At 70.3% G+C, this 26,084-nt stretch carries 15 protein-coding genes; 4 read left to right on the top strand and 11 right to left on the bottom strand.

The window, feature by feature from the left end; all coding sequences use genetic code 11:
* Position 1: 1 nt before the first annotated feature.
* The 3 genes from LQ771_RS01495 (at position 2) to metK (ending at position 3,978) form a co-directional block, all read left to right on the top strand.
* Positions 2-1,120: a PepSY-associated TM helix domain-containing protein gene (locus LQ771_RS01495; protein ID WP_231350653.1), complete on the top strand. Its 1,119-nt coding sequence runs from the start codon at positions 2-4 to the stop codon at positions 1,118-1,120.
* An 89-nt stretch (positions 1,121-1,209) separates the two neighbouring features.
* Positions 1,210-2,196, top strand: coding sequence for a tRNA dihydrouridine synthase DusB (dusB, locus tag LQ771_RS01490; protein ID WP_231350652.1), 987 nt, complete (start codon positions 1,210-1,212; stop codon positions 2,194-2,196).
* Positions 2,197-2,766: 570 nt separating this feature from the next.
* Positions 2,767-3,978 (top strand): methionine adenosyltransferase, encoded by a 1,212-nt coding sequence (gene metK, locus LQ771_RS01485; RefSeq protein ID WP_231350651.1) that lies wholly within the window; start codon positions 2,767-2,769, stop codon positions 3,976-3,978.
* 94 nt (positions 3,979-4,072) lie between these two features.
* Here metK and LQ771_RS01480 read toward each other — a convergent pair whose 3' ends face one another.
* The 4 genes from LQ771_RS01480 to LQ771_RS01465 form a co-directional block, all read right to left on the bottom strand.
* Positions 4,073-5,128 (bottom strand): D-alanyl-D-alanine carboxypeptidase family protein, encoded by a 1,056-nt coding sequence (locus tag LQ771_RS01480; RefSeq protein ID WP_231350649.1) that lies wholly within the window; start codon positions 5,126-5,128, stop codon positions 4,073-4,075.
* Between the two features lie 261 nt (positions 5,129-5,389).
* Positions 5,390-8,248 carry a serine/threonine-protein kinase gene (locus LQ771_RS01475; protein ID WP_231350648.1) on the bottom strand — a complete coding sequence of 953 codons (2,859 nt, stop codon included), beginning with the start codon at positions 8,246-8,248 and terminating at the stop codon, positions 5,390-5,392.
* Positions 8,249-8,401: 153 nt separating this feature from the next.
* Positions 8,402-10,534 (bottom strand): amylo-alpha-1,6-glucosidase, encoded by a 2,133-nt coding sequence (locus LQ771_RS01470; RefSeq protein WP_231350647.1) that lies wholly within the window; start codon positions 10,532-10,534, stop codon positions 8,402-8,404.
* Positions 10,531-11,607: a glycosyltransferase family 4 protein gene (locus tag LQ771_RS01465; protein WP_231350645.1), complete on the bottom strand. Its 1,077-nt coding sequence runs from the start codon at positions 11,605-11,607 to the stop codon at positions 10,531-10,533. Before LQ771_RS01465 ends, LQ771_RS01470 begins: the two co-directional genes overlap by 4 nt.
* Positions 11,608-11,704: 97 nt before the next feature.
* Here LQ771_RS01465 and LQ771_RS01460 point away from each other — a divergent pair, with 97 nt between their 5' ends.
* A complete protein-coding gene (locus tag LQ771_RS01460; RefSeq protein ID WP_231350644.1) occupies positions 11,705-13,588 on the top strand; it encodes an ATP-binding cassette domain-containing protein in 1,884 nt (627 codons plus the stop codon).
* 34 nt (positions 13,589-13,622) lie between these two features.
* Here the strand turns inward: LQ771_RS01460 and LQ771_RS01455 are convergent, their stop codons facing one another.
* From LQ771_RS01455 to LQ771_RS01425, 7 genes are all read right to left on the bottom strand, one after another.
* Positions 13,623-14,972, bottom strand: coding sequence for a sensor histidine kinase (locus LQ771_RS01455; RefSeq protein WP_231350643.1), 1,350 nt, complete (start codon positions 14,970-14,972; stop codon positions 13,623-13,625).
* On the bottom strand, positions 14,959-16,341 hold the full coding sequence (locus LQ771_RS01450) for a sigma-54-dependent transcriptional regulator (protein WP_231350642.1): 1,383 nt from the start codon (positions 16,339-16,341) through the stop codon (positions 14,959-14,961). The genes LQ771_RS01455 and LQ771_RS01450 overlap by 14 nt, the downstream gene beginning before the upstream one ends.
* Before the next feature lie 72 nt (positions 16,342-16,413).
* On the bottom strand, positions 16,414-18,855 hold the full coding sequence (locus tag LQ771_RS01445; RefSeq protein ID WP_231350641.1) for an ADOP family duplicated permease: 2,442 nt from the start codon (positions 18,853-18,855) through the stop codon (positions 16,414-16,416).
* A gap of 2 nt (positions 18,856-18,857) precedes the next feature.
* Positions 18,858-21,299, bottom strand: coding sequence for an ABC transporter permease (locus LQ771_RS01440; RefSeq protein ID WP_231350640.1), 2,442 nt, complete (start codon positions 21,297-21,299; stop codon positions 18,858-18,860).
* Positions 21,300-21,360: 61 nt separating this feature from the next.
* On the bottom strand, positions 21,361-23,844 hold the full coding sequence (locus tag LQ771_RS01435) for an ADOP family duplicated permease (RefSeq protein ID WP_231350639.1): 2,484 nt from the start codon (positions 23,842-23,844) through the stop codon (positions 21,361-21,363).
* Positions 23,841-24,602, bottom strand: a complete 762-nt coding sequence (locus LQ771_RS01430) for an ABC transporter ATP-binding protein (protein ID WP_231350638.1) — start codon at positions 24,600-24,602, stop codon at positions 23,841-23,843. The genes LQ771_RS01435 and LQ771_RS01430 overlap by 4 nt, the downstream gene beginning before the upstream one ends.
* 102 nt (positions 24,603-24,704) lie before the next feature.
* A complete protein-coding gene (locus LQ771_RS01425; RefSeq protein ID WP_231350637.1) occupies positions 24,705-25,958 on the bottom strand; it encodes an efflux RND transporter periplasmic adaptor subunit in 1,254 nt (417 codons plus the stop codon).
* Between the last annotated feature and the right edge of the window lie 126 nt (positions 25,959-26,084).

Raw genomic sequence — 26,084 nt, 5'->3', positions numbered from 1 at the left:
CATGCGCGATACCGTCAGGCGCGATAGCGCGACCCGGGGCACGTCGACCCGCGCCACCTTCGGGTGGCGCCACTGGTTGCGCAGGCTGCACCTGTGGCTGGGCCTGAGTGTGGGCACGGTCTACGCGCTCGTCGCCCTGAGCGGCAGCCTGCTGGCGCTGCAGGGTCCGCTGCTGCGCGCGTCGCATCCGGAACTGGCAGCGCATGCGCTGCCGACGCCGGCACAGGAAGCCGCGGTGCTTGACCGCATCGCGCGCGAATGGTCGCCACGGGGCCTGCGCAGCGCCGACCTGCCCGACGCCGGATTGCCGGTATGGCAGCTCTATTTCAACGGCGGCGTGCGCCGTTACCTCGATCCGGCCAACGGCGAATTACTGCTCACCCGCACGCCTGGCAACGACCCCTTGCTCGCCCTGCGCGACTGGCATACGCATCTGCTCGCCGGCCACGCGGGTGAACCCTGGCTCGGCGTGTTCGGCTGGTCGAGCCTCTTCATGCTGATCTCGGGCGTGGTGCTGTGGTGGCCCGGGCGCAGCCGCCTCCTGGCGCACCTGACACCGCACGCGCAGCCGCCGGTGCGGCGCTGGCTGAGCTGGCACCGCAGCTTCGGCGCGCTGAGCCTGCCCGTGCTGCTGCTGGTGACCCTGACCGGCACGTTGATGTGCTACCACGGCGGCACCCGCAAGGCGCTGCAGGCCCTGTTCGGCGACAGGACCGAGCCGTCCCAGCCGGTGGCCATCGCGCTGCGCCAGGAAGCGATCAACTGGTCCGCCGTGCTGGCCGCCGCGCGACACGCGCTGCCGGGCGCCGCGTTGGGACGGCTCTCCTTCCCGGGCGAGCGCGACGGCCGGGTCACGCTGCGCGCCCGCGTGCCGGGCGAATGGAATCCGACCGGCCGCAGCCTGATCTGGCTCGACCCGTACGAGGCCCGGGTGCTGGGCGTGACGGACGCCACCCGCGCCGACACCGGCGTGCGGGTAAACAACGCGATCTACCCGCTGCACGCCGGCACCACCGGCCCACTCTGGCACGCGCTGGTGATCGTGTCCGGGCTGCTGCCGCCGTTCTTCCTGGTCACCGGCTACCTGTTCTGGCGTGCGCGCAGGAAAAGGCGAGGTTGAGGACGACGACCCGGCGGTACATCGCGGGTGGTTCGCTCCTCCGCACGAGAGTCGACCGGTCCCTGGCACGCCACCGGTACAATGGCCGGATGCAGATCGGCCCTTACCGCATCGACCCGCGCGTGGTGCTCGCACCCATGGCCGGGGTCACCGACAAACCCTTCCGCCTGCTGTGCAAACGGCTGGGCGCGGGGCTGGCCGTGTCGGAAATGACCACCGCCGATCCCAAGCTGTGGCACACCCGCAAGTCGCTGCACCGCATGGACCATGCCGGCGAGCCCGAACCGGTCAGCGTGCAGATCGCCGGCTACGACCCGGCCATGCTGGCCGAGGCGGCGCGCTTCAACGTGGCCAACGGCGCGCAGATCATCGACATCAACATGGGTTGCCCGGCCAAGAAGGTGTGCAACGTCTGGTCGGGCTCGGCGCTGCTGCAGGACGAGCCGCTGGTGGCGCGCATCTGCCAGGCGGTGGCCAGCGCGGTCGAGGTGCCGGTGACGCTGAAGATCCGCACCGGCTGGGATCGCGAGCACCGCAATGCGCTCAGCATTGCGCGCATCGCCGAGGACAGCGGCATCGCCGCGCTTTCGGTGCACGGGCGCACACGCGCAGACAGGTACGAGGGCGAGGCCGAGTACGAGACCATTGCCGCGGTGAAGGCCACCGTGCGCATCCCGGTGCTCGCCAACGGCGACATCGCCTGCCCCGAGCGTGCCAGCCACGTGCTCGAGGTGACCGGGGCGGATGCGGTGATGGTCGGCCGCGGCGCGCAGGGGCGGCCGTGGATCTTCCGCGAGATCGCGCACTACCTCGCCACCGGCGCGAAGCTGCCCGAGCCCACGCCGGCCGAGATCGGCGCGATCCTGCTCGGCCACCTGGAACATCTGTACGCCTTCTATGGCGAGCACGCGGGCGTGCGCATCGCGCGCAAGCACCTGGGCTGGTATGCCAGGGACCGGCCGGAGAATGCGGCGTTCCGGCACGTGGTCAACCGGGCCGAAACGGCCGCCGAGCAGCTGCGTCTGACCACCGAATACTTCGCCGGGCTGGGCGAACTCCAGCGCGCCGCGGCCTGACACGCTGCCGATACGAGCCCTCTCCCCTCCGGGGAGAGGGTTGGGTGAGGGGCCGGGGCTCGCGGGGAACTTCCATACAGGCCTTGCCTGCTTCAAGGCTCGCACCCGCTGCCATGGTCGCGAGGGTGCCCCTCACCCGGCCCCCTCCCGGAAGGGGAGAGGGCGCAGGGCGCGGCGGCGCGCGCATCCCCGTCGCCAGACGCAGGCCCTCTCCCCCCCTGGGAGAGGGTTGGGTTGAGGGGCCGGGGCTCGCGGGGAACTTCCATACAGGCCTTGCCTGCTTCAAGGCTCGCACCCGCTGTCATGGTCGCGAGGGCGCCCTCACCACGGCCCTCTCCCCGGAGGGGAGGGGGCGCAGGGCGCGGCGGCGCGCACATCACCGTCTCGCCGGGTGCGGTGCCTCTCCGGAAAAAAAAGCCAACCGGACATTTGGCCGTCCAGCCGTCCGCCACCTGAACAGGTATGAAACCTGCTCCCCCGGGTAGTACGCTGGCCTGCAATCCGCCGCAGCCGCGTGTATCATGCGCGACTTCTTTATCTTTGTATCCGAAAGGAAGGATATATCCCGCGATGAGCAACTACCTCTTCACCTCCGAGTCGGTCTCCGAAGGCCATCCGGACAAGGTCGCCGACCAGATCTCCGACGCCGTCCTCGACGCGATCCTTGCGCAGGATCCGCGCGCGCGCGTGGCGTGCGAGACGATGGTGAAGACCGGCGTGGCGATCGTCGCCGGCGAAATCACCACCTCCGCCTGGATCGACCTGGAGGGCCTGACCCGCAAGGTAATCCTGGACATCGGTTACGACTCCTCCGAGGTCGGCTTCGACGGCGCCACCTGCGGCGTGCTCAACCTGATCGGCAAGCAGTCGCCGGACATCAACCAGGGCGTGGACCGCAAGAAGCCCGAGGAACAGGGTGCCGGCGACCAGGGCCTGATGTTCGGCTACGCGACCAATGAAACGAAGGAGTTCATGCCGGCGGCGATCTACTATTCGCACCGCCTGGTCGAGCAGCAGGCGAAGATCCGCAAGAAGAAGAACTCGCCGCTGCCGTGGCTGCGCCCGGATGCCAAGAGCCAGGTCACCCTGCGCTACGAGAACGACGTGGCCGTCGCCATCGACGCCGTCGTGCTCTCGACCCAGCACGACCCGGGCATCAAGCAGAAGGACCTGGTCGAGGCGGTGCGCGAGGAGATCCTCAAGCCGGTGCTGCCCGCCAAGCTGCTGCACAAGGGCACCAAGTTCCACATCAACCCGACCGGCAAGTTCGTGATCGGCGGCCCGGTGGGCGACTGCGGCCTGACCGGGCGCAAGATCATCGTCGACACCTACGGCGGCTGGGCCCGCCACGGCGGCGGCGCGTTCTCGGGCAAGGATCCGTCGAAGGTCGACCGTTCGGCTGCCTACGCGGCGCGTTACGTGGCCAAGAACGTGGTCGCGGCGGGCCTCGCCGACCGCTGCGAGGTGCAGGTCTCCTACGCGATCGGCGTAGCCGAGCCGACCTCGATCTCGATCACCACCTTCGGTACCGGCAAGATCGCCGACGAGAAGATCGAGAAGCTGATCCGCAGGCACTTCGACCTGCGCCCGTACGGCATCATCAAGATGCTCGACCTGATCCACCCGATGTACCAGCAGACCGCCAGCTACGGCCACTTCGGCCGCCAGCCCTACGAGGTGAAGGCCGCCGACGGCTCCGCCTTCACCGCGTTCTCGTGGGAGAAGACCGACCGGGCCGAGGCCCTGCGCGCCGACGCCGGGTTGAACGGCAAGCGCAAGTAAGCGCGTCTTCGGGCGACAAAAAAACCCGCGGCCTGCCGCGGGTTTTTTTTATGGCGCTGGCGAAAAGGTTTCCACCTATCCCGGAAGTTCAGCCTCAGTCGTCGCCGCTCTTGGCGGCTGCCGCATGCCGGGTCTTGCGGTTGGCCAGCTTGACCGAGTGCTGGCTTGCACGATGGCCGGAGCGGTGGGCCGTCTTGGCTTTGCCGTGGTGCTTCGCACGCCGCGGCGACGATGCCGGCGCCGGATCGGCCTCCGCGTTGGCGATGGGCGAAAGCGCCGCCAGCACGCGGCGGGCCACGCCGGTACCCGGTTGGCCGGCGGCGGCCAGGGCGGCGGCCGCTTCGGTCTGTTCGAAGCCGGCGTCGAGCAGGCTCGCCATCAGCCGGTCGCGCTTGGTCGCGGTGCGCCCGCCCAGCACGACGGCGAACAGGCGGTGACCGTCGCGCACGGCGGTGGAGGCCAGGTTGAAGCCCGACGCCGCGGTGTAGCCGGTCTTCAGGCCGTCCATGCCGTCATAGCGGTCCATCAGGTGGTTGTGCCCGTGGACCACGCGCCCTTCGAAGGTGAACTGCGTGGTCGAGAAGTAGTGCGCGTACTGCGGGAAATCCCGGTACAGCGCCATCGCCAGCGTCAGAAGGTCGCGCGCGGTCGAGACGTTGTCCGGGTCGGGCAGGCCCGAGGCATTGTCGAAGTGCGTGTTGGCCATGCCCAGCAGTGCCGCCTGTGCGTTCATCATGTCGGCGAAGCCCGCCTCGGAGCCGCCGATGCTTTCCGCCGCCACGCTCGCCGCGTCGTTGGCCGACTTGGTCACCATCGCCAGGATGCAGTCCTGCACCGAGATGGTCTTTCCCGGACGCAGGCCCAGCTTGCTCGGCTCCCGGTTGGCTGCCCAGCGCGACACCGGCAGGTTGTCCCCAAGCGTCAGGCGGCCGGCATCGAGCTCACGGAAGGTGAGGTAGAGGGTCATCATCTTGGTCAACGAGGCGGGGTAGTTCTGCTCGTCGGCGTTGACCTGCCCCAGCACGCGTCCGGTGGTGGCGTCGACCACGATGGCTGCCTGGCCGGCATGCGCCGTGCTGGCGACCAGCCACAACAGGGCGACGATCCACAAAGCGCCGAGCCTGCTGAGCGAAAGCGATTCTGAGTTCACACCTTTGTTCCCCGCCGCCGCCGACGACGTCATGTAACGTTGAGCCAACCTTAATGCAGGGCGCCTCCGAATAGCCAGAACTTTGGCCCGCAAATGGCTGTCGTGCCGAAGTTTTGTAACAGGGATGTCGAGCCCGTCCGGTCGAGTCCGCTTGCCGGCGGCGAGCCCTCCGCGAAGCGGAGTGGCCGGGTTCACGCCGGCTGGCGACAGGCGAAACCGTCCGGCGCTCCGCCGGCGCGGAAGCCGCTCCGGCGTGACGCCTTACCTGCTGATCGCCTCCAGCGCCTCGTCGCGCACGCTGCGCATGCCGGCGTTGAGGTCATCGGGGTTCATCGCGATGACCGGCTGCAGGTAGGTCATGGCCACGCGCTGCGCGGCCGCGACGTCGTGCAGCTTGCGCAGGACCACGTACAGCCGCGACGCGCTCTCGATGGTGTGCGCGTCGGTGTTGCCGAGCGTGCGTGCGCGCCCCTCCAGCGCCCTGCCGTGGGCATCGCGCGCCAGCGCCCAGTCCCCGGCGCCGGCCTCGATGCGCCCGACCAGGTCGTAGGTCGCCAGCGTCATCGGGTGATCGTCGCCGAGCTGGCGGCGAAGCGCGTCCAGGACTTGCTGGCCTTGCCTGCCGGCCTCGGCGTACTGCCCGTTCTCGCACAGCAGGCTGGCCAGGCTGCCGCGCGCGTACAGGGTGCTGACGTGGTCCGGGCCCAGCGTGCGGTTGCGGCCGGCGAGGATCTGGCGTTCCATCGCGATGGCCTCGGGATAACGGTCCTGCTTGGACAGCAGCCGCACCATGTCGGTCATGGCCTCCAGCGTCTGCGGGTTGCCCGGGCCCAGCACACGGCGGTAGCCCTGGATGATCGTCTCCAGGCGCGCATGCACCTGTTCCATGGTCGCCGGATCGAGCGCCAGGCGTACCTCGTTCGATGCCGCCAGCGCACGCGCCTGCAGGGTCAGCGGATGGTCGGCACCCAGGCGGCGCTCGCGGATCGCCGCCACGCTCTGCGCCAGCGCGAGCGAGCGCTCGTACTCGTTGTCCTGCGAATAGAGCAGCCGGGCCAGGGTGAGCGTGGTGGCCAGGGTTTCCGGATGCTCGACGCCGAACACCTGGCGGTACAGCGGCACCAGGTATTCCAGTTCCACGCGCGCACGGTCGCGCTCGCCCAGCTGGGTCAGGGTTTCGACGCGGTCCCGGCGCAACCGCAACAGGCCTTCGTCGGTGGCCGGCAGGCGCGGCGCCAAGCCGGCGTAGAGCGCCTCCTGCCGGTTCAGCGCCTGGCTGAGATGGCCTTGCGCGGCAAGCACGCGGGCCCGCCCGGAGAGCGCGGCCACCTGCAGCGGATCGGCCGGAGGCAACGCCGCCGCGGCCGGCAAGGCGCTTTCGTACGCTTCTGCCGCCTGGTCGAGACGACCGCCGCGGTACAGGGCCTCACCCAGGTCCACACGCGCCGACACCAGCATGCGGTCATCGTTGCGCAGGTGCTGCGCGCGAACCGCGACCACGTTGCGAAGTTCCACGGCGGCATGCGCATAGCTGCCGATGGTCAGCAGCACGCGAGCCAGCGACTGGCGAATGTCCGCGGCAAGCAGCGGCGCATCGGCGAAGTCCCTGTCAAGCCGCGCCAGCGCGTGGCTCACCACGTAGGTGTCCAGCGCATCGCGTGCCGGCCCCGAGGCGGCAATGCCGGCGAACGCCTGCTCCAGTTGCCGCCGCTCGGCCGGCTTTCCACCGAGCGCGTCGAAGCGTGCGAGCACCAGCGTGCGCTCGTCGTCGGTCAGCGCATGGCCCATCGCGTCGATGTCCACGCTCTGCAGCGTCGACTGCTGGAAGTCGACCATGCGCTCGAGGTCGTGCTGGCGCTGCTCGGCCAGTCGCTGCGCGGCGCGCGTCTGCGCCAGCGCCAGCAGCGAGGCGGCGAGGCCGGCGAACACTGCCGCCAGCACCATGGTGGCCGCGGCCAGGGGCCAGCGGTTGCGCTGGACGTAGCGCCGGAACCGGTACCACTGGCGGCCGCGACGCGCCTTTACCGGACGCTGGGCCAGGTAGTGGCGCAGGTCCTGCGCGAACTCCGCCACGCTGGCGTAGCGCTGGCTGACCTGCCGACGCAGCGCCTTCAGCACGATCGCGTCGACGTCGGCCGGAATCGACCGCCGCGACCGGCGCAGCCCGGCCGGCGCCGCGCGCAGGCTGCGGCTGGGCGCCTCGACCTGGCCACCGACGATGGCGTTGGACAACAGATGCGGTGTGATCAGGTGCTGGTAGGGACGGCGTCCGGCGATCAACTGATAGAGCACCACGCCCAGCGAATAGACGTCCGCGCCGGTGGTCAGCGGCTGCTGCTCGATCTGCTCGGGGCTGGCATAGGCCAGTGTCAGCGCGTGCGCCGCGGTCGCGGTGGCCAGTACCTGCCCGCCCTCCTCGATGAGGCGGGCGATGCCGAAGTCCAGCAGCTTGGGCATGCCGTCCGCGGTGACCAGGATATTGGCCGGCTTGATGTCGCGGTGGATCACCAGGTTGCGATGGGCGAACTCCACCGCATCACAGACCTTCAGGAACAGCACGATGCGTTCGTTGAGCGAGAGCGCATGCGCCTCGCACCACTCGTCGATGCGCCGCCCTTCGACATACTCCATCGCCAGGAACGGCTGGCCGTCGTCCATCACACCGCCGTCGAGCAGCCGCGCGATGCCGGGATGTTCCAGCCGCGCCAGCAGCCGGCGCTCCTGGCTGAAGCGCTCGTGCAGGATCGGCGAACCCTGCGCGGACGCGCTCAGGAACTTCAGCGCGACCTGCTGGGAGAAGCCCTCGTTGCAGCGCTCGGCCAGGTACACCATGCCCATGCCGCCCTCGCCGAGCAGGCGCAGGATGCGGTAGTTGCGCGGTGCGGTGGCCTGCGCCTGCTGGCCGCTGAGATCGGGCAGCACATGGGACGGCGAGAACGGTAGGGTGGCGGTGTGCGTGCGCTCGATCGCCTCGAGCATCCAGCGCACCTCCCGCTCGAGCTCGGCGTCGCCGCCCACGTGTTCTTCGATCAGGGCGGCGCGCGCGGACACATCCACGTCCATCGCCGCCATGGCGATGCGCTTGGCCTCCACGTAGCGATCGGTCAGCTGCCCTGCCATGCGATCCCCCAGTCCCGGCGGGATTATGGCTCCGATTTCACGCGGAAATCACATGCCACGGCATCCGGGGCGCCGGCCCGTCCGGCACAGTTGCGATGCGGCCGGCGGCGCGCTCAGCCGCTGGCTGCCCGTATCGGGGACCGCATCGGCTGCTCAGACCTTGGCCAGGATCCGCACGTCGGCCGAACCTCCCGCACGGAACGCCACCGTGCGCGAGCCGATCCGCTCGAAACCCAGGTCGATCGTTTCGCCGGCGACCTGCAGCTTTTCCAGGGTCAACCGATCGACGCCCTGGGGCAGGTGCGGGCGCTCGATGCGCACCTCGCCGCGGCGGCCGTCGACCGTCACGCCCAGGCACGCCTGCAGCATCATGAACACCGAACCGGCGGCCCAGGCCTGCGGCAGGCAGGCGACCGGGTAGGCGATCGGCGGCTCGCCGGTGGCGCGCGGGAAGCCGCAGAACAGCTCGGGCAGGCGCATGCCGAAGTGCACCGCCGCCTCGAACGTCTCGCCGAGCAGGCGGACCGCATCCTCGCGTTCGCCGTAGTGCGCCATGCCGGCGGCACAGATCGCGACGTCGTGCGGCCATACCGAGCCGTCGTGATAGGACATCGGGTTGTAGCGCGCCTGCTGCATGGCCAGGGTGCGCACGCCCCAGCCGCTGTCGAACGGCGCCGAGCGGAGCTGGCGGATCACCTTCTTCGCCCGCCACAGCTTGGGCAGGCCGACGTAAAGCAGGTGTCCGACATTGGACGCGCGTACGCGGCACAAGGTGTCGTTGCCGTCGCGGGCGATGCCGTAGTTGCACATCTCCTCGTCCCAGAACAGCGCCTCGACCGCCTTGCGCAGGGCAAGCGCCCGGTGGCGCCAGCCGGCCGCCGAATCGTCGTCGCCGCGCCGCTCGGCCAGCCGGGCCATGGCGACAAGTGCGGCGTACACGTAGCCCTGCACTTCCACCAATGCGATCGGCGCGGGAGGAATGCGTCCGTCGGCATGGAACACCGAGTCCTCGCTGTCCTTCCAGCCCTGGTTGAGCAGGCCGCCCTTCTCACCCTGGGCGTAGGTCAGGAAGCCGTGCGGGTCGCGGTCGCAGGTGCGCTCGATCCAGCCCATCGCGGCGGTGAGCGCGGGCCACAGTTTGTCGATGAACACGTCGTCGCCGGTGCGCTCGGCATACGCGCCGGCGAGCATCACGTACAGCGGCGTTGTATCGACGCCACCGTAATAGCGCGCGAACGGCACCTCGCCCAGATCCGCCATCTCGCTCTTGCGCGTCTCGTGCATGATCTTGCCCGGCGCGGAGTCGCGGAACGTCGAGGTCTCGTGCGCCTGGTGCTCGGCCAGGTAGCCCAGCACGCCACGGGCCAGGCCGGTATCGAGCCACAGGAGCTGCAGCGCGGTGATGATGCCGTCGCGCCCGAACGGCGTGGCGAACCACGGGATGCCCGCACACGGGTAGGGCCCGGTCGGGAACTCGCTGACCAGCAGCGCGATGTCCGCGCGCGAGCGCTCCAGCCACGCATTGAACAGCCGCGCGTTGCTGCGCGGGCGGGCGCCGTGGCCGCGACGACGGCGCATCGCGCGGCGCGCCTTGGCGGCAGCGGCGCGGAAGCGCTGGCGACCGGGCTCGACGCATTCGGGGCCGACCTCCACGTAGAGCTCGGTGTTGCTCAGCCGGGGCAGCGTCAGCGCAAGTTCGGCCGTATCGCCGTCGAGCCGGTCGGGCGGGATCGACAGGCAGATCACCGAACAGCGCGTCACGCCGTCCAGGCCGTCGTAGCGCAGGGCGACCGACCGTTCGTCGACCCTGGGCGGATGCAGCGTACCCCGCTTGCGTCGCGGCGTACCGCGCACCTCGAAGATGTCGCGGAAGTCGGCCGCGAAATGCAGCGTGAGCGTCACCTGCACGTCGCTGTCGCCGTAGTTGACGCAGGCGATGCGCTCGTACATCCGCGCATCCCACAGGAAGCGCGTGCGCTGCAGGTGGATCACCCCCTGCGGGGTGGCGCGCTCGCCCATCGGCGGCAGCGGCTTGTTCGACAGGTTGGCGGTGAACAGCACGTTGTCGTGGGCGATCGCCGCGCTGAGCAGCGAGGGCGGCTTGCCACCCAGGTCCAGGGTGAAGGTGGACAGCAGCCGGGTGTCGTTATGGAACAGGCCGCTTGAATGGCCGCGGATGTCGCCGAAGGCATCGCATACGACGAAAGTGTCCCCGGACTTGAGCGAGTACTGTCCGCGCGAGGTGCCAGCCGAAGGGGTTTCGTCGTCTTGCGTCGCTTCACTCATCGTGCCGCCTCCCAGGCCACCGGCCACGCCGGCAGCGCCGGCGCGACGCGGCAGCGTCGTTCGTAAAGGTCCACGTAGTTGCTTGCCATGATCTCGGCCGAGAAACGCCGTTCGAAGCAGGCGCGCACCTGCCGCCGGTCGATCTGCGGGAGGCGCCGTACCGCCTCTACCGCCTCGGCCTCGCTCTCGACGATGAAGCCGTTGACGCCCTCGTCGATCACCTCGGGCACCGAGCCGCAGTTCCAGGCGATCACCGGCGTGCTGCAGGCCATCGCCTCGATCATCACCAGGCCGAAGGGCTCGGGCCAGTCGATCGGAAACAGCAGCGCGACGGCGTTGCCGAGGAAGTCCTCCTTGTCCGCATCGCCGATCTCGCCGATGAACTCCACCAGCGGATCCTCCAGCAGCGGCTGGATCTCCTCATGGAAGTAGGCCCGGTCCGCCTGGTCGACCTTGGCGGCGATCTTCAGCGGCATGCCGGAAGCGCGCGCGATCGCGATGGCGCGGTCCGGGCGCTTCTCCGGCGAGATGCGGCCGAGGAAGGCCAGATAACCGCCGCCGGGGCGCGGATGCGGGCGATGCAGGTCGTCGGGCAGGCCGTGGTGCACGGTGCCGGCCCAGTTGGCGAAGTGCAGCGGCTGGCGCTGGTGCTGCGAGATCGAGACCAGCGGATAGTGCGGCCAGCGCCGGTACACCTCGGCCAGGTCCTTCAGGTCGAGCCGCCCATGCAGCGTGGTCAGCGTGCGGCCCGCGCAATCCTCGAACATCGGAAAGTGCAGCATGTCGACGTGGAAGTGCAGCACATCGAACTCGTCCGCTCGCCGCCGCACTTCCTGCAGCATCGACAGGTGCGCCGCCAGTTCGGACTTGTCCGGCGTCGGATCGAGACGGATCGCCTGGTCGCGCACCGCCACCAGCTCGGCACGCGTGCACGCATCGGCGCTGGCGAACAGGGTGACCTCGTGACCCAGCTCGACCAGGGTGTCGGTGAGCCAGGCCACGATGCGTTCAGTGCCGCCGTAGAGCCGTGGCGGGACCGATTCGCAGAGCGGAGTGATCTGGGCGATGCGCATGGGGATCCTCGGCGCCAAGGCCCTTCCCGACCATGAGCACGTTCATGAACCTTGGGCACGCCGCATCCGCAGGATGCACATCAATTACAATCGGCGGATGTCCCTGATCCAATTGCAGCGCGTCGATTTCAGCATCGGCGGCCCCCTCCTGCTTGCCGATGTCGACCTGTCGATCGAGCGCGGCGAACGCGTCTGCGTGGTCGGCCGCAATGGCGAGGGGAAATCCACACTGATGAAGTTGATCGCCGGGGAATTGCACCCGGACGACGGTGAAGTGAGGGTGCAGAACGGCACCATGGTGGCGCGGATGGCGCAGGAAGTTCCGCAGTCCACCGCCGGCTCGGTGTTCGACGTGGTGGCCGAGGGACTGGGCGACCTTGGCCACTTGCTGGCGCGCTACCACCATTTGCTGGCCGCCGGCGACCTGGCTGCGCTCGGTGAGGTGCAGCATGAGATCGAAGCGCGCCAGGGTTGGGATCTTGACCGCCGGGTAAACGAGGTGATCGCACGCCTGGAGCTGCCGGGCGAGACCGACTTCGCCGCGCTCTCCGGCGGCATGAAGCGCCGCGTCCTGCTGGCGCAGGCGCTGGTGCAGAAGCCCGACGTATTGCTGCTGGACGAGCCGACCAACCACCTGGACATCGAGGCGATCGACTGGCTCGAGGGTTTCCTCAAGTCCTTCGACGGTTCGATCGTGTTCGTCACCCACGACCGCAGCCTCCTGCGCGCGCTGGCCACGCGCATCGTGGAGATCGACCGCGGCCAGCTCACCGACTGGCCCGGCGACTACGACAACTACCTGCGCCGCCGCGAGGAACGCCTGCACGCCCAGACCCAGGCCAACGCGCATTTCGACCGCAAGCTGGCGCAGGAGGAAGTGTGGATCCGCCAGGGCATCAAGGCCCGGCGCACCCGCAACGAAGGCCGCGTGCGCGCGCTCAAGGCGATGCGCCGCGAACGCGCCGAGCGGCGCGAACTGGCCGGCAACGCGAAGATGACGCTGGCCAACGCGCAGGCCTCGGGCAAGAAGGTCATCGAGCTCGACCACGTGCACCAGAGCTACGGCGGGCGCGTGCTGATCGAGGACCTGTCGACCACGGTGATGCGCGGCGACCGCATCGGCATCATCGGCCCCAACGGCGCGGGCAAGAGCACGCTGCTGAAGATCATGCTCGGCGAGCTGACGCCCGAGCGTGGCACGGTGGAGCTCGGCACCGGCGTGCAGATCGCCTATTTCGACCAGCACCGCGTGCAGCTGGACGAGAATCTCAACGCGCTGGACAACGTGGCGCAGGGCCGCGAGTACATCGAGCTCGGCGGCCAGCGCAAGCACGTCATCGGCTACCTGCAGGACTTCCTGTTCTCGCCCGAGCGCGCACGCGCGCCGATCACCCGCCTTTCCGGAGGCGAGCGCAACCGTCTGCTGCTGGCCAAGTTGTTCGCCCAGCCGTCCAACCTGCTGGTGATGGACGAGCCGACCAATGACCTGGACGTCGAGACGCTGGAACTGCTCGAGGAACTGCTGACCGAATACCAGGGCACGCTGCTGCTGGTCTCGCACGACCGCGCGTTCCTGGACAACGTGGTGTCGAGCACGCTGGTACTCGAGGGCAAGGGTCGGGTCGGCGAGTATGTGGGTGGCTACAGCGACTGGCTTCGGCAGCGGCCGGCGGCACCGGCGCCGGTGCCGGCCCCGGCCCCTGCGAGGAGCGCACCGGCACCCGCGGCCAGTCCGATCGCTCCCCCCGCGCCGGTTCCCGCCCGGCGCAAGCTGAGCTTCAAGGACCAGCGTGAGCTGGAGCTGCTGCCCGCGCGCATCGAGCAGCTCGAAAACGAAGTCGCGCAGCGCTCCGCGGCCATGAACGAGCCGGCCTTCTTCCAGCAGGACAGCGCCACCATCGTGCAGGCCAACGAGGCCCTCGCGAAGCTGCAGGCCGAGCTCGACGCCGCCTACGCGCGCTGGAGCGAGCTGGAAGGCTGAGCCTCTAGCTCCCTCTCCCCGGAGGGGAGAGGGCTCAAGACTGGCGGGCGGGCAACCAGAGGCACGCCAGCGCCCCCGGCTTGCCGTCCTCGCGTGCGGTCAATGCCACACCACCGTCGTGCGCCTCGGCGATCTGCCGCGCCAGCGCCAGGCCGATGCCGGAACCGCCGGGCTTGGTGGTGAAGAACGGCACGAAGAGGTTCTCGCTCGGTGGCGGTCCGGGGCCGTCGTCCACAACCTCGACCAGCGCCCGCTCACCCTGCCGGCGCCAGCGCACGCGCACTTCGTTTGCGGCGGCCTCGACAGCGTTGCGTACCAGGTTGATCAGCGCCTGCTCGAGCTGGTCGGCATCGCCGTCCACCGGCAGCGGATCGCCTTCGTCCAGCAGCACCTGTCGGTCGCCCGCGTGCGCCAGCGGCAACCGCGCGACCTTGCCCACCACCTCGCGCAGGTCCAGCGGCACGCGTTGCGGGGCCGGCAGGCGGGCGAGCTTGCCGTAGCCGGTGAGGAAGCGCGCCAGCGCCGCGGCGCGGTTGCCGATCACCTCCAGGCCGCCGCGGAAATCCTCGCGCCAGTCTTCCGGCAGCGGATCGCGCGCGGCCAGCGTGGCCAGCGTGCCGGCCATCGACTGGATCGGCGCCAGCGAGTTGTTTACCTCGTGGCCGAGCACGCGCAGCAGGCGCTGCCAGGCGGCGCGCTCCTCCTCGCGCAGCACGCGGCCGACATCGTTGACCACCAGCAACCGCCCGCCGCGACCGCCGCTGCGCAGTGACGCGTGACGGACCTGGAAGCGGCCGCTGCGGCCGGGAAACGCATGCAGGGCGAGCTGGTCCGGTGGGCCGTCGAGCAAGCCCGCCAGGCCGAGTTCGGCGGCGCCCAGGCCGAACAGCCGCTGGCGTTCGGCGTCGAGCAGGCGCTGCCCGGCCGGATTCATCAGGCGCAGCGTGAGGGCCTCGTCGAACACGAACACCGCGCTGTCCAGCGCGGCCAGCGTCTTGCCGAGCAGATGCGTGGACTCCTCGAACACCAGCCGCTCCTTCTGCAGCCGTTCGGCCAGCGCGTTGATGTCGTAGACCACGTCGCCGAGCACGCCCCCCTGCACGCCGCGCAGGCTGTAGTCGCCCTCGCGCAGCGCTTCGAGCAGGCCGGCCAGCGTGTACAGCGGGAACACCGTGCGGCGGTACTGCCATCGCGCCAGCGCCACGGTCAATGCCAGGGCTGCCGCAAGCAGCACCCAGCGCAACTCCGGCCCCACCGACGGGCGCAGGACGAGCAGCAACAGCGCCAGCAGCGCCGGCGCGGCTACCAGCAGGCTGCCGACGAGGACGCGCCGCTCGAAGCGCGGCATGCGCCCGGCGCGCGCGAGCGGGTCAGTCCCCGGCATCGGTACCCGCCGGTCGCAGATCATGCTTCTCCAGCCGCCGGTACAGCGACTGGCGCGTAATGCCCAATGCGTCGGCGGCGCGCTGCAGGTTGCCTTCGTGGCGCTCGACCGCGCGTGCGACCAGCCAGGCTTCGGCCTGCTCCAGGGTCATGCCGTCGAGATCCTGCGGAGCCTGCGCCGGCGCGCCGAAACTGAGCGTCGCGGCGTCGACCTGGTCGCGCTCGGCCAGCAACGCGGCGCGCTCCATCAGGTGCTGCAACTCGCGCACGTTGCCCGGCCAACGCCAGCCGAGCAGCGCGCGCTCGGCCGACGGCGCCAGGCGCAGGCCGCCGCGGCCGTAACGCTGCGCGCTGCGCGCGAGGAACGAGCGTGCCAGCGGCAGGATGTCCTCGCTGCGCTCGCGCAGCGGCGGCAGTCGGACTTCCAGTGTGTTGAGCCGGTAGAGCAGGTCCTTGCGGAAGCGGCCCGCCGCGACGTCGGCATCCAGGTCGGCATTGGTCGCCGACACCAGCCGAACATCGACACGCTGCGTGCGCGAGGAGCCCAGTCGCTCGAACTCGCCGTCCTCCAGCACGCGCAGCAGCTTGGGCTGTTGCGCGGCCGGCACGTTGCCGACCTCGTCCAGGAACAGCGTGCCGCCGTCGGCGAGCTCGAAACGGCCGATGCGCTCGCCCTTGGCGTCGGTGTAGGCGCCACGCACGTGACCGAACATCTCCGACTCGAACACGCTCTCGGGAATGCCGCCCATGTTGACCTTCACCAGCGAGCGCGAGGCGCGCGCGGAGTGCTCGTGCAGCAACTGCGCGATCACGCCCTTGCCGGTGCCGTTCTCGCCGAGCACCAGTACGTTGGCGTCGCTGGGGGCGATGCGCGCGACCATCTCCAGCACGCGGCGCATCGGCGCGGACTCGGCGATGGCCTCGGTCGAACCACGCAGCAGCGCGTTCTCGGCCTCCAGCCGCCGCTGCCGGCGCGTGCCCTCGCCCAGCGCGATCTGCGCGCGCAGCACGCGCAGCAGGCGCGCGTTGTCCCAGGGCTTTTCGATGAAATCGGCAGCACCGCGGCGCATCGCCTCCACCGCCAGCGGCACGTTGCCCCAGGCGGTCATCACCACCACCGGAAGCTCCGGCGCCTGCTCGCGCAGGCTCGCCAGCAGCTCGAGCCCCTCCTCGCCCGAGGTGGTATCGCGGGTGTAGTTGAGGTCGATCAGTGCGCAGGTGAACTCGCGCCGGCGCAGCGCCTCCAGCGCCGCGGCCGGTCCCTCGGCGGTGACGCTGGCGAGGCCGTCGGATTTGAGCAGCAGGCGCAGCGCCTCGCGCACGTCGGCCTGGTCGTCGGCCAGCAACACGGTGGGTTCGGATCGGGTCATGCGGTTGCCTGGTTTCCAGTCATGCAGCATAGCGCCGCTCTTCAACTCCCCTCCGGGGAGAGGGAGCAGGTTCTACTCGTACCTCAGTGCCACCGCCGGATCGACGCGCAACGCACGCAGCAGCGGCAGCAACGACGCCAGCAACGCGATGCCCGCCACCAGCACCACGACCGGCAGCAGGACCGCCAGATCATGCCCTCGCGTGTGCAGGCCCGGATCGGCCAGCAGGTTCGACCACGGCCAGGCCAGCATCAGTCCGATCGCCAACCCCAGCCCGAGCTGCCAGGACAACTGGCGACCCACCGTGCGGACCACGGCGCCATGCCCGGCCCCGATCGCGCGACGGATGCCGATCTCGCGCGTGCGCTGCGCGACGGAGAAGGCGAGCACGCCATACAGGCCCGCCGCGGCGAGCAGCAGCGCCACCAGGCCCAGGGCACCGAACACTTCGGTCAACACGACCAGGTAGACGCGGTCCATGGCCGCGCCACGGGCCTGACTGCGCAGCGCGTAGGCTGCAGCCTGTGGGTCCACCCCGTGCACCACCGCTTCCAGTCGCGGCGCGAAGCTGGCCGCGGCGCCGCGCAGCCGCACAGCCAGGCCCACGGCCTGCAGCGGCGTCATGTCTGCCGACTGCGCGAGCGGCACAAGCAGGCCGGGCAACGGCTGTTCCAGGGCGCTGTCCAGTTGCAGCGGCTCGGTCACGCCGACCACGGTGACCATGCGGCTGTAGTCGCGATCGGGATAGAGCAGCAGGTGTCGCCCGAGCGCGTCGCGCCCGGGCCAAAGCGCCTCGGCGGTCTTGCGGTCCACCACCGCCACCGGCAGACCGCCGGCCGCGTCGCGGACATCGAAGAATCGGCCTTCGAGCAGCCGTACTCCGAACACGTCGAGGAACTGCGGATCGACGATGCCCATCTGCGCTTCGGGCCAACCTCCGGCCGGGCGCGACTCGCCCTCGGCGGCGATCGTTTCGTGGCTGCCCAGCTCCGCCCCGGGCACGGTGTTGGTAGCCGTCGCCGCCAGCACGCCCGCCTCGACGCGCAGGCGTTCGCCGGCCCGCTCGAGGAAGCCGATTCGGGCGGCGGCGTCGGGATAGGCCGAACGTGGCAGCGCGACGTGCGCGGTGAGCACCTGGTCGGCGTGCCGCGCGCCGGCGAGCGGCTGGGAAAGCAGATGGTCGAGCGCGCGCACGAACATGCCGGCGCCGACCAGCAGCACCACGGTCAACGCGATCTCCGCCACCACCAGCCCGCGGGCCACCCGCGCGAAACCTCCCGCGGAACCCTTGCCGCCGTCGTGCAGCGCATCCTTGAGGTCGGTGCGACCCGCGCGCCACGCGGGAACGAGGCCGGCCAGTGCGGTGCTCGCCAGCGCCGCGATCACGGTGAAGGCCAACACGCCGCCATCGATGCCGAACCGCAGGAACGAAGCGGGCGCCTTGTCGCTCTCGGCGAACGTGGCCAGCAGCCAGCGATTGCCGTAGTGAACGATCGGCAGCGCAATGGCCAGCGCCGCGGCGCACAGCAGCAGGCTTTCGGCCAGCGCGCCGGCCATCAACCGCGCACGCCCGCAGCCCAGTGCGCTGCGCACGGCCATCTCGCGTCGCCGGTTGAGCGTCTGCACCAGTTGCAGGTTGGCCACGTTCACGCAGGCCAGCAGCAGCACCAGGACCCCCGCGCCGAACATCAGCCAGACCCAGCGGCGGGTGTCTTCCTGCACGAAGCTGGTGGTGAACGGCTTGATCACCAGTGCTTGCTGCTCGCGCCACTGCGGCAGCTCGCGGCGCAGGCGCGCATCCAGCGCTGACAGCTCCTGGCGCGCCGCCGCAAGCGTGGTGCCCGCCCTCAGGCGGGCGACCATGTACAGGTCCGTGCCGTGCGCCGGGTCCAGGCGCAACGGCATCCACAGTTGGGGACTGCCGCCGAGGAAGCCCACACTCGCTGGCATCACACCGATGACGGTGGCCCAGTCGCCATTGATCCGCACGGCACGGCCGACGATGTGCGGATCCGCGCCGAAGGCGTGCCGCCACAGGTCCTCGCCCAGCAGCACCACCGGCGGCGCGCCCGGCCGATCGTCCATGGCTTGCAGGCCGCGGCCGAGCAGCGGCCGTGCACCCAGCAAGTCGAGCATCGAGGCGGTCAGTCGCACGCCGTCCATGCGGGCGGCTCCGGCACCGGTGTCGAGCGACACGCCCACGCCAAGGTAGCCACCGGTAGCGTCCACGCCGCGCAGCGAGGCGGCCAGACGCAGATACTGGTCGGTATCGACGTCGCCGATGCCGATGCCGGTGTCGCCGGCGCTGCCGTTGCCACGATTGAGTTCGCCGACCGCCATCAGCCGATCGGCGTGCGGCAACGGCAGCGGCGTCAGGATCAGCGTGTTGATCAGACTGAACAGGAAGATCACCACGCCCAACCCGACGCCGAGCACGCCGATCGACAGCGCGGCATAACCCGGTCGCCGGGCCAGCCGGCGCCAGGCGGTGTGCAGTTCCCTCGGCAGCATCATCCTCATTCCCCTCGCAAGGCACGCATCGGCGGCACGCGCGCAGCACGCAACGCAGGCAGCAGGCAGGCGAGCAGCCCGGCCAGGGCCAACGCGACGCAAACGCCGCCGACCACGCTCGCATCGAAGCCGCGCGTTCCGTTGAGCATCATGAGCGGCAGCGCCATGAAGGCGTGCGACAGGCCGAGGGTCGCGGCGATACCGATCGCCAGACCCAGGCCGATCTGCAGCAAGCCGCCGCGCAGGACCAGCCGCGCCAGCCGCGCGGGCGGCGCGCCCAGCGCCAGGCGCACACCGAGCTCGCGCTCGCGCGCGGCCACGGCTACCGCCATGACCGCATACAGGCCCGCCACCGCCAGCAGCAGTGCCAGCGAGGCGAACACACCGATCAGCATCAGGTTGAGCCGCGCCTCGGCGGTGGTCGCAAGGACGATGCTGTGCATCGTGCGCAGCCTTGCGATGGGCTGCCTCGGGGCCACTTCGGCCACCGCGGCACGCACGCCCGCGCTCCAGTCTGCCGGGTTGCCACGGCCGCGCAGCGCGAACCGCAGCGACTCGAACTGACGAAAGACCGCCATCGTCGCTGCCGGCATCTGCGCCAGCGGCAGGTACACCACCGGCTGGTGCGGCTGCAGCGGCCCGCGCTGGTAGGTGGCACCGACCACGCCGACGATGCGCGCACGCACTGGCGTGCCGTTCGGGATCTCCACGTCGATCACCTGCCCCAGCGCATGTCCGCGGTAGTACCGCTCGGCCAGGTCCTGGCTGACGATCGCCACCGGTTCGCCGCCGCGCACGTCGCCATTCGCGAAGTCGCGGCCCTCACGCAACGGAACGGCGAACAGCTTCAGGAAGCCCTGCCCGATGCCGTGGAGCTGGGCCTGGAATTCATCGCCCGCCGGCGTGCGCATGCCGTTGTTGAACGAGCCGTAGTTGTCGTCGCTGGTCGGCAGATTGGTGGTCACGGCCGCCCCGGTCACCCCGGGCACCGCGCGCAGCCGCTGTTCCAGCCGGTGGGAAAGATCCAGCACGGAGGCCATGTCCGGGTAATCGCCCCGCACCGGGGCCAGCTCGAAGGTAAGCACGTTGTGCTGGTCATAACCCAGTTGCACCCGCGAGGCGTCGTACAGCGCATGCATGAAAACCCCGGCCGTGCCCAGCAGGACCGCCGCCAGCGCCACCTGCGCGACGACCAGCGCACGACTCAGGCGACCGCTGTGCGAACCGATGCCGTTGCGCCCACCCTGGCGCAGTTCCTCGAGCGTCGATGCGCCACGGCTGCGCCACAAACCCAGCAAGGCCGCCAGCAGGGCGCCGAGCAATCCGATACCGCCGGCGAGCAGCCAGGCGCCTGCGCCGATGTGGATGCTTCCGCCCCAAAGCCAGTAGGCGGGGATGAAACCCTGCAGTATGGCGAGGGCGGCGGCGGCCAGCGCCATGCCGAGCAGCGTGCCGCATGCGCCGACCAGCAGGCCCTCGCCCAGCGCCGGCAGCATCAACCTCAGCAAGGGAGCGCCCAGGGCACCGCGCACGGCCTGGTCGTGATTGCGCGAGAGCGCGCGCAGCAGCATCAGGTTGGCCAGGTTGACCAGCGCGATCAGCAGCACGATCAGGGCGCTGGCCAGAAACACCATCAGCATCGGTTGCGTCTGCTGCTGGAAAGCATCGGCCAGGGGTTCGGCGCCGAAGCGTGGACGCGCCCAGTTCCCGCCCATGCCCATGTCGCGGAACATCGCGCGCTCGTGCGCGTCGGCCTGCGCGGCCACGGTTGCCACCTCCACGTCATCGGCCAGCCGCCCGATTGCGATGGCGCCATTGTGGTTGTAGTCGCGACTGGCGACCGGCAACGCGATGGGCAGTATCACGTCGCCCGGACCCAGCAGCTTGTTGAAGGCCGCCGGCAGCACGCCGATGATCGTGTGCGGCCGTCCTTCGATGTCGAGCCGACGACCGACGACACCGGCATCCCCACCGTACACGCGTTGCCACAGGTGGTAGCCGAGCAGCACCGCTCTCGGTCCGCCCGGACCGTCCTCCTGCGCGCTGAAGTTGCGTCCCAGCACCGGCCGCAGGGCCAGCGTGGGCAGCAAGTGGCGATCGATCCGGATTACCGGCACCTGCGCGGGATCACCGGCGCCGGCGATGTTGACCGCCGCGCCGAAGTGCGCCAGCCCCAGCGAACGCAGGCCTTCGGGCGGGCCGAGGTACTGGTATTCGTGGGGCGAAATGCCGCCCACGTGACCGTTGTCCCACCGCGGCCCCAGTACCACCACCCGTTCTGCGTGCGGCACCGGCAACGGCCTCAGCACCGTGTTCTGGATCAGGGTCAGTACCGCCATGCTGGCGCCGATGCCCAGCGCCAGCACGCCGCTGGCCAGCAGCAGGAAGCCGGGCCGGCGCACGCTGGCGCGCCAGGCGCGGGCGATTTCGGCCAACCACACGTTCATGAGGGATTTCCTTCGCAGGGGATGAGCGCGGCGTGGATCGAAAGACAGGCCATGGCGCCCCCTACTCCCCGCGCAACGCGTGCATCGGAGGGACGCGCGCGGCGCGCAACGCGGGCAGCAGGCAGGCCAGCAGCCCGGCCATGGCCAGCACGACGCATACGCCGGCCAGCGCGAGCGGGTCCATCACGGTGCGGCCGATGTCCTCCAGCACTGCACCGAGCACCCGCGACAGGGCGAGCGTGATGGCCACGCCCAGCAGCATGCCGATCGCGATCTGCCCGGCGCCTCCACGCAGCACTAGGCGCGCCATCCTCGCCGGCGGAGCGCCCAGCGCCATGCGCACGCCGAATTCGCGCTGGCGCGCGGTCACCGCGACGGTCATCACCGCGTACATGCCCGCCGCCGCGAGCCCCAGCGCCAGCAGTGCGAACAGGCCGATCAGGAACAGGTCACGACGCGTGTCGCCGGTGGTGGCGCGCACGACGTCGTCCATCGTCGACACGCTGGCGATCGGCTGGTCCGGCGCGACGGCGGCGACGGCGGCATGGACGGCCCGGCGGTAGTCGTTGGGGTCGCCCTGCACGCGCAAGGCGAAACGCAACGGGTGGTAGGAGCGGAACACCCGCAGGATGTGTTCGGGCACCTGCCCCACGGGCAGATAGAGGAAGCCGCGCTTGCGGCCGTCCAGCGGGCCAAACTGCCGCGTGTCGCCGACCACGCCGACGATGCGCGCGGTCACCGGGCGCATGTCCGGCCGGTCGGCCGTTGCCTTCCCCGCCGCGTAGCCGCTGTAGTCGTTGACGACGATCTGCTTGCCCACCGCATGGTCGCCGTACTCCTGCTCGGCCAGCGTCTGGTTCACGATGGCCACGGGATCGCCGCCGGACACGTCGGAGGCGTCGAAGGCGCGCCCTTCGTGCACGGGAATGCGGAACACGGAGAAGTAGTCGCTGCTGACCGCCCGAATCTGTGGACTGGGCCGGAGGTAGTCGCTGCCCGGAAGGTGGATGCCGCCCATGTTGAACTGCTGTTCGAACCCGCCCGCGGGCAGCCCATTGGTGGCGGCGACACCCTCGACGCCCGGCAAGGCGCGGAGGCTGCGCAGCAACTCCTGCACGAACTCCCGCGTGGAGGCGGCATCGGGGTGCTCGCCCCGCACCGGCGCCAAGTCGAAGGTGAGGACGTGGTCGCCGGCGAACCCCAGCGGGGCGCGCGCCGCGTCGTAAAGCGCATGCAGGAACAGGCCGGCGCCGCACATCAGACACGTCGCCAGGGCCATCTGCGCGATCACCAGCGCCTTGCCCACGCGCCCGCTGTGGCTCCCCAGGCTGCGGCCGCCTTCATGGAGCGCCTCGCGTACCGAGCTTGCGGCGAGTCCACGCCAGGCACCGAACAGTGCGGCGGCGAGCGCGCCCGGCACGGCGATCGCCAGCGCCAGCAGGGCCGCTTCGCCGTGAACGTGCAGCGACCGCCCGTGCGTCCATTCGACGGGAACATATCGACCGAACAGGGAAAGGCCGATCGCGGCCAGGCCCAGGCCCGCGATGGCGCCGCTGGCGCCCACCAGCAGGCCCTCGGCGCAGGCCGGCAACGCCAGGCGCCAGCCCGGCGCGCCCAGTGCGTGTCGCACGATCGCATCGTGACGGCGCGACAGCGTGCGCAGCAGCATGAGGTTGCCCAGATTGACCAGCGCGATCAGCAGCACGCACACGGCGCAGGCCAGGAAGAGCCGCATCGCCGGCCGCTGCTGCTGGTGCAGCGCGGCCGCCAGCGGCACGCTGCCGACGTGAACCGTTTCCAAGTAATCCCGTTGCGCGCCGGGAAGATCGGCGTACATGGCGCGGATGGCGGCATCTACCCGCGCGTTCACCGCCGCGACGGAGCTGCCGGGGGCCAGCCGGGCGATCGCGAAGAAGTCGGCGCCGTCGTCGTAGGTGTGCGGCGGCAAGGCCAGCGGCAGCATGATGTCGCCCGCGCCGAACTGGTCGAAGCTCGCCGGCAACACGCCCACGATGGTGCGTGCGACGCCTTCGACGCGCAACGTGCGGCCGAGCACGGGCTGACCGCCGTAACGGCGCCGCCAGAATCCTTCGGCCAGGATCACCGCCTTGGGCCCGCCCGGACGATCTTCCTCCGCGGAAAACCCCCGGCCCAGCCGCATCCGCACGCCGAGCACGGGCAGCACACTCCGGTCGGCCAGGAATGCGTCGACCTGTTCGGGCTCGCCGTCGCCGGCCACGTTGACCGCCTGCAGGTCGCCCTTGATCAGCCCGATGCCGGCGATGCCCGGAATCGACTGCACGTGCTGGTATTGCTGCGGCGACAGGATGGCCTGGAGCTCCCCGTGCTGTTCCGGGCCAAGCACCATCAGGCGGCCGGCATCGGGATAAGGCAAGGGTCGCAGCAGTACGTTGTCGACCAGTACGAACACCGACGTGCTCGCACCCACGCCCAGCGCCAGCACCGCGACGGCCAGCAGCAGGAAACCGGGGCGCCGCAAACTCGCGCGCCAGGTACGCCAGATCTCGGCGAGCCAGACGTTCACGCGCCGAGCTCGATGCGCTGGCCGATCAGCGCATCCAGGCGCTGCTCGTCCTCGCGGCGCAGGCGGTGGAAGGTCTCCTCGTCGACCACACGGCCATCGAACAGGCGGATCTTGCGTTGCGCCAACTCCGCGTAGCGCGCGTCGTGGGTGACCATGCAGATGGTGGCGCCGCCCTTGTGCAGCTCGTCCAGCAGCGCCATCACCGCCTCGCCGTTGCGCGAGTCGAGGTTGCCGGTCGGTTCGTCGGCAAGCAGGATCGCCGGCCGCCCGACCAGCGCGCGCGCCACCGCCACGCGCTGCTGCTGGCCGCCGGAAAGTTGCGCCGGGTAGTGGCGCATGCGGTGGGCCATGCCCACGCGTTCCAGCGCTTCCTGCACGCGCGCGCGGCGCTCGTTGGCGCCGATGCCGCCACGGTAGGTGAGCGGGAGTTCGACGTTCTCGAACACCGACAGGTCGCCGATCAGGTTGAACGCCTGGAAGATGAAGCCGATCTCGGCGTTGCGGATGCGCGCGCGCTCGGCCGCGTCCAGCGCGGCCACGTCGTGGCCGTTGAGCACGAAGCGCCCGTCGGTGGCGGTGTCGAGCAGGCCCAGGATCGACAGCAGCGTGGTCTTGCCGCAGCCGGAGGGACCGGAGATCGAGACGTACTCGCCGCGGGCGACGGTCAGGTGCACGTCGGACAGCGCATGGGTCTCCACCTCGTCGGTCTGGAAGATCTTGCGGATGCCCTCGAGGGTGATGACGTCGGTCGGATTCATTTCGTGCACCTTTGCTGTCGATGTTCCTTCTCTTTCCGGGAGAAGGTGGCCCGGAGGGCCGGATAAGGGTTCGGGCGGAGCACATCACGCTCCGCGCGCGCTTTACTCCACGCGGATGCGGTCATAACCGTCCCACTGGCTGGTGTCGGACAGGATCACCCGGTCGCCCGCCTTGAGGCCACGCAGCACCTGCACGCGGTCGACCGAGGCGGCGCCCACGCGCACCGGCACCCGCGTGGCAGTGTCGCCGGCCGGATCGAAGCGGAACAGGCTCAGGTCGCTGTCGGCCTTGGCCAGCGCCGGGCGGCCCACCGAGAGCACGTGAGCCAGTTGGGCGATGCGGATGCGACCGTCGACGGACAGGTCCGGCCGCGCACCGGCCGGCAGTTTGCCGGACAGCGCCACGTCGACCTGGACGCTGCCGTTGCGCACCGCCGGATCGATCCGTTCCACCCGGCCGGGCACCAGCCCGTTGTGCGTGTCCACGCTGACCGGCATGCCCATCGCCACGTCCTTGGCCTGCACCTCGGGCACCTGCAGGCGCGCGATCAGCACGTCCGGCCGGGCCACGCGAGCCAGGTTAGCGCCCTCGCCCACGCGTGCGCCTTCCTGCACCGCCACTTCCTGCAGCACACCGGGTATTCCGGCGGTAACGTTGAGCGCGTCGGCCTGGCGCTGGCGCAGCACGAGGTTGCTGCGCTGTTGCAACGCATGCGCCTGGGCCGCGTCCATCTGTGCCTTCATGCTGCCGGCGAAGCTGTCCACGCGTTCCTGCTCGATCTGCATGCGGGCCTTGAGCTGCTTCAGCGCGATCAGACCCTGCTGGTACTGCACGCGGGGAATGAGGTCCTTCTGTACCGCCTTGGCATCGGCCTGCGCCTTGACCTGCGCCTGCGCGTAGTCGGACTGCGCCTGGGCCAGCGCGGCGCGTTCGTCCAGCAACTGCGAATGCAGTTCCGCGCGCTTGGCCGCCACCTCCGCCTCGGCCGCCTCAACCTGGGCCTGCGCGTTGCGCAGGGCGTCCTCCACCTCGGGATTGGCCAGGCGCATCAGCACGGTGTCCGGCGCCACGGTGGCGCCCGGCCAGACCAGGATCTCCTGCACCTGCGCCGCGGTGGCTGCCGCCAACCAGCGGCTGGAACGCGGCACCAGCGTGCCGGTGGCGCGCACCTCCTGCAGCATGTCGCCCTGCTGCACGACATCGATCCACAGGCTGGACCGCTCGGCCACAGGCAGCGCGGGACCAAGGCGCAGGAGGACGGCCGCCAGCGCCACGGCCGCGAGCGCGCCGATGGCGACGCCCCAACGCAGTTGCCGGCGCTTGCGCAGCTTGAGGGAGCTGTTGGCGATATCCATGGGGGAGTGTTGGCAACAGGCGTGCCAACCGCCGGCGCCGCGCCACACCGCGCCTGCGCGAGGCAACGCGCAGCCAAGGCGTCCGCTTTCGGATGATCGCCATCCGCAGGCGGACGGCTATGGCTG

Source organism: Frateuria soli (genome assembly GCF_021117385.1).
GTDB classification, from domain to species: domain Bacteria; phylum Pseudomonadota; class Gammaproteobacteria; order Xanthomonadales; family Rhodanobacteraceae; genus Frateuria_A; species Frateuria_A soli.
The sequence above is the reverse complement of the archived record's forward strand: the minus strand, read 5'-3'. Positions and strand labels throughout refer to the sequence as shown.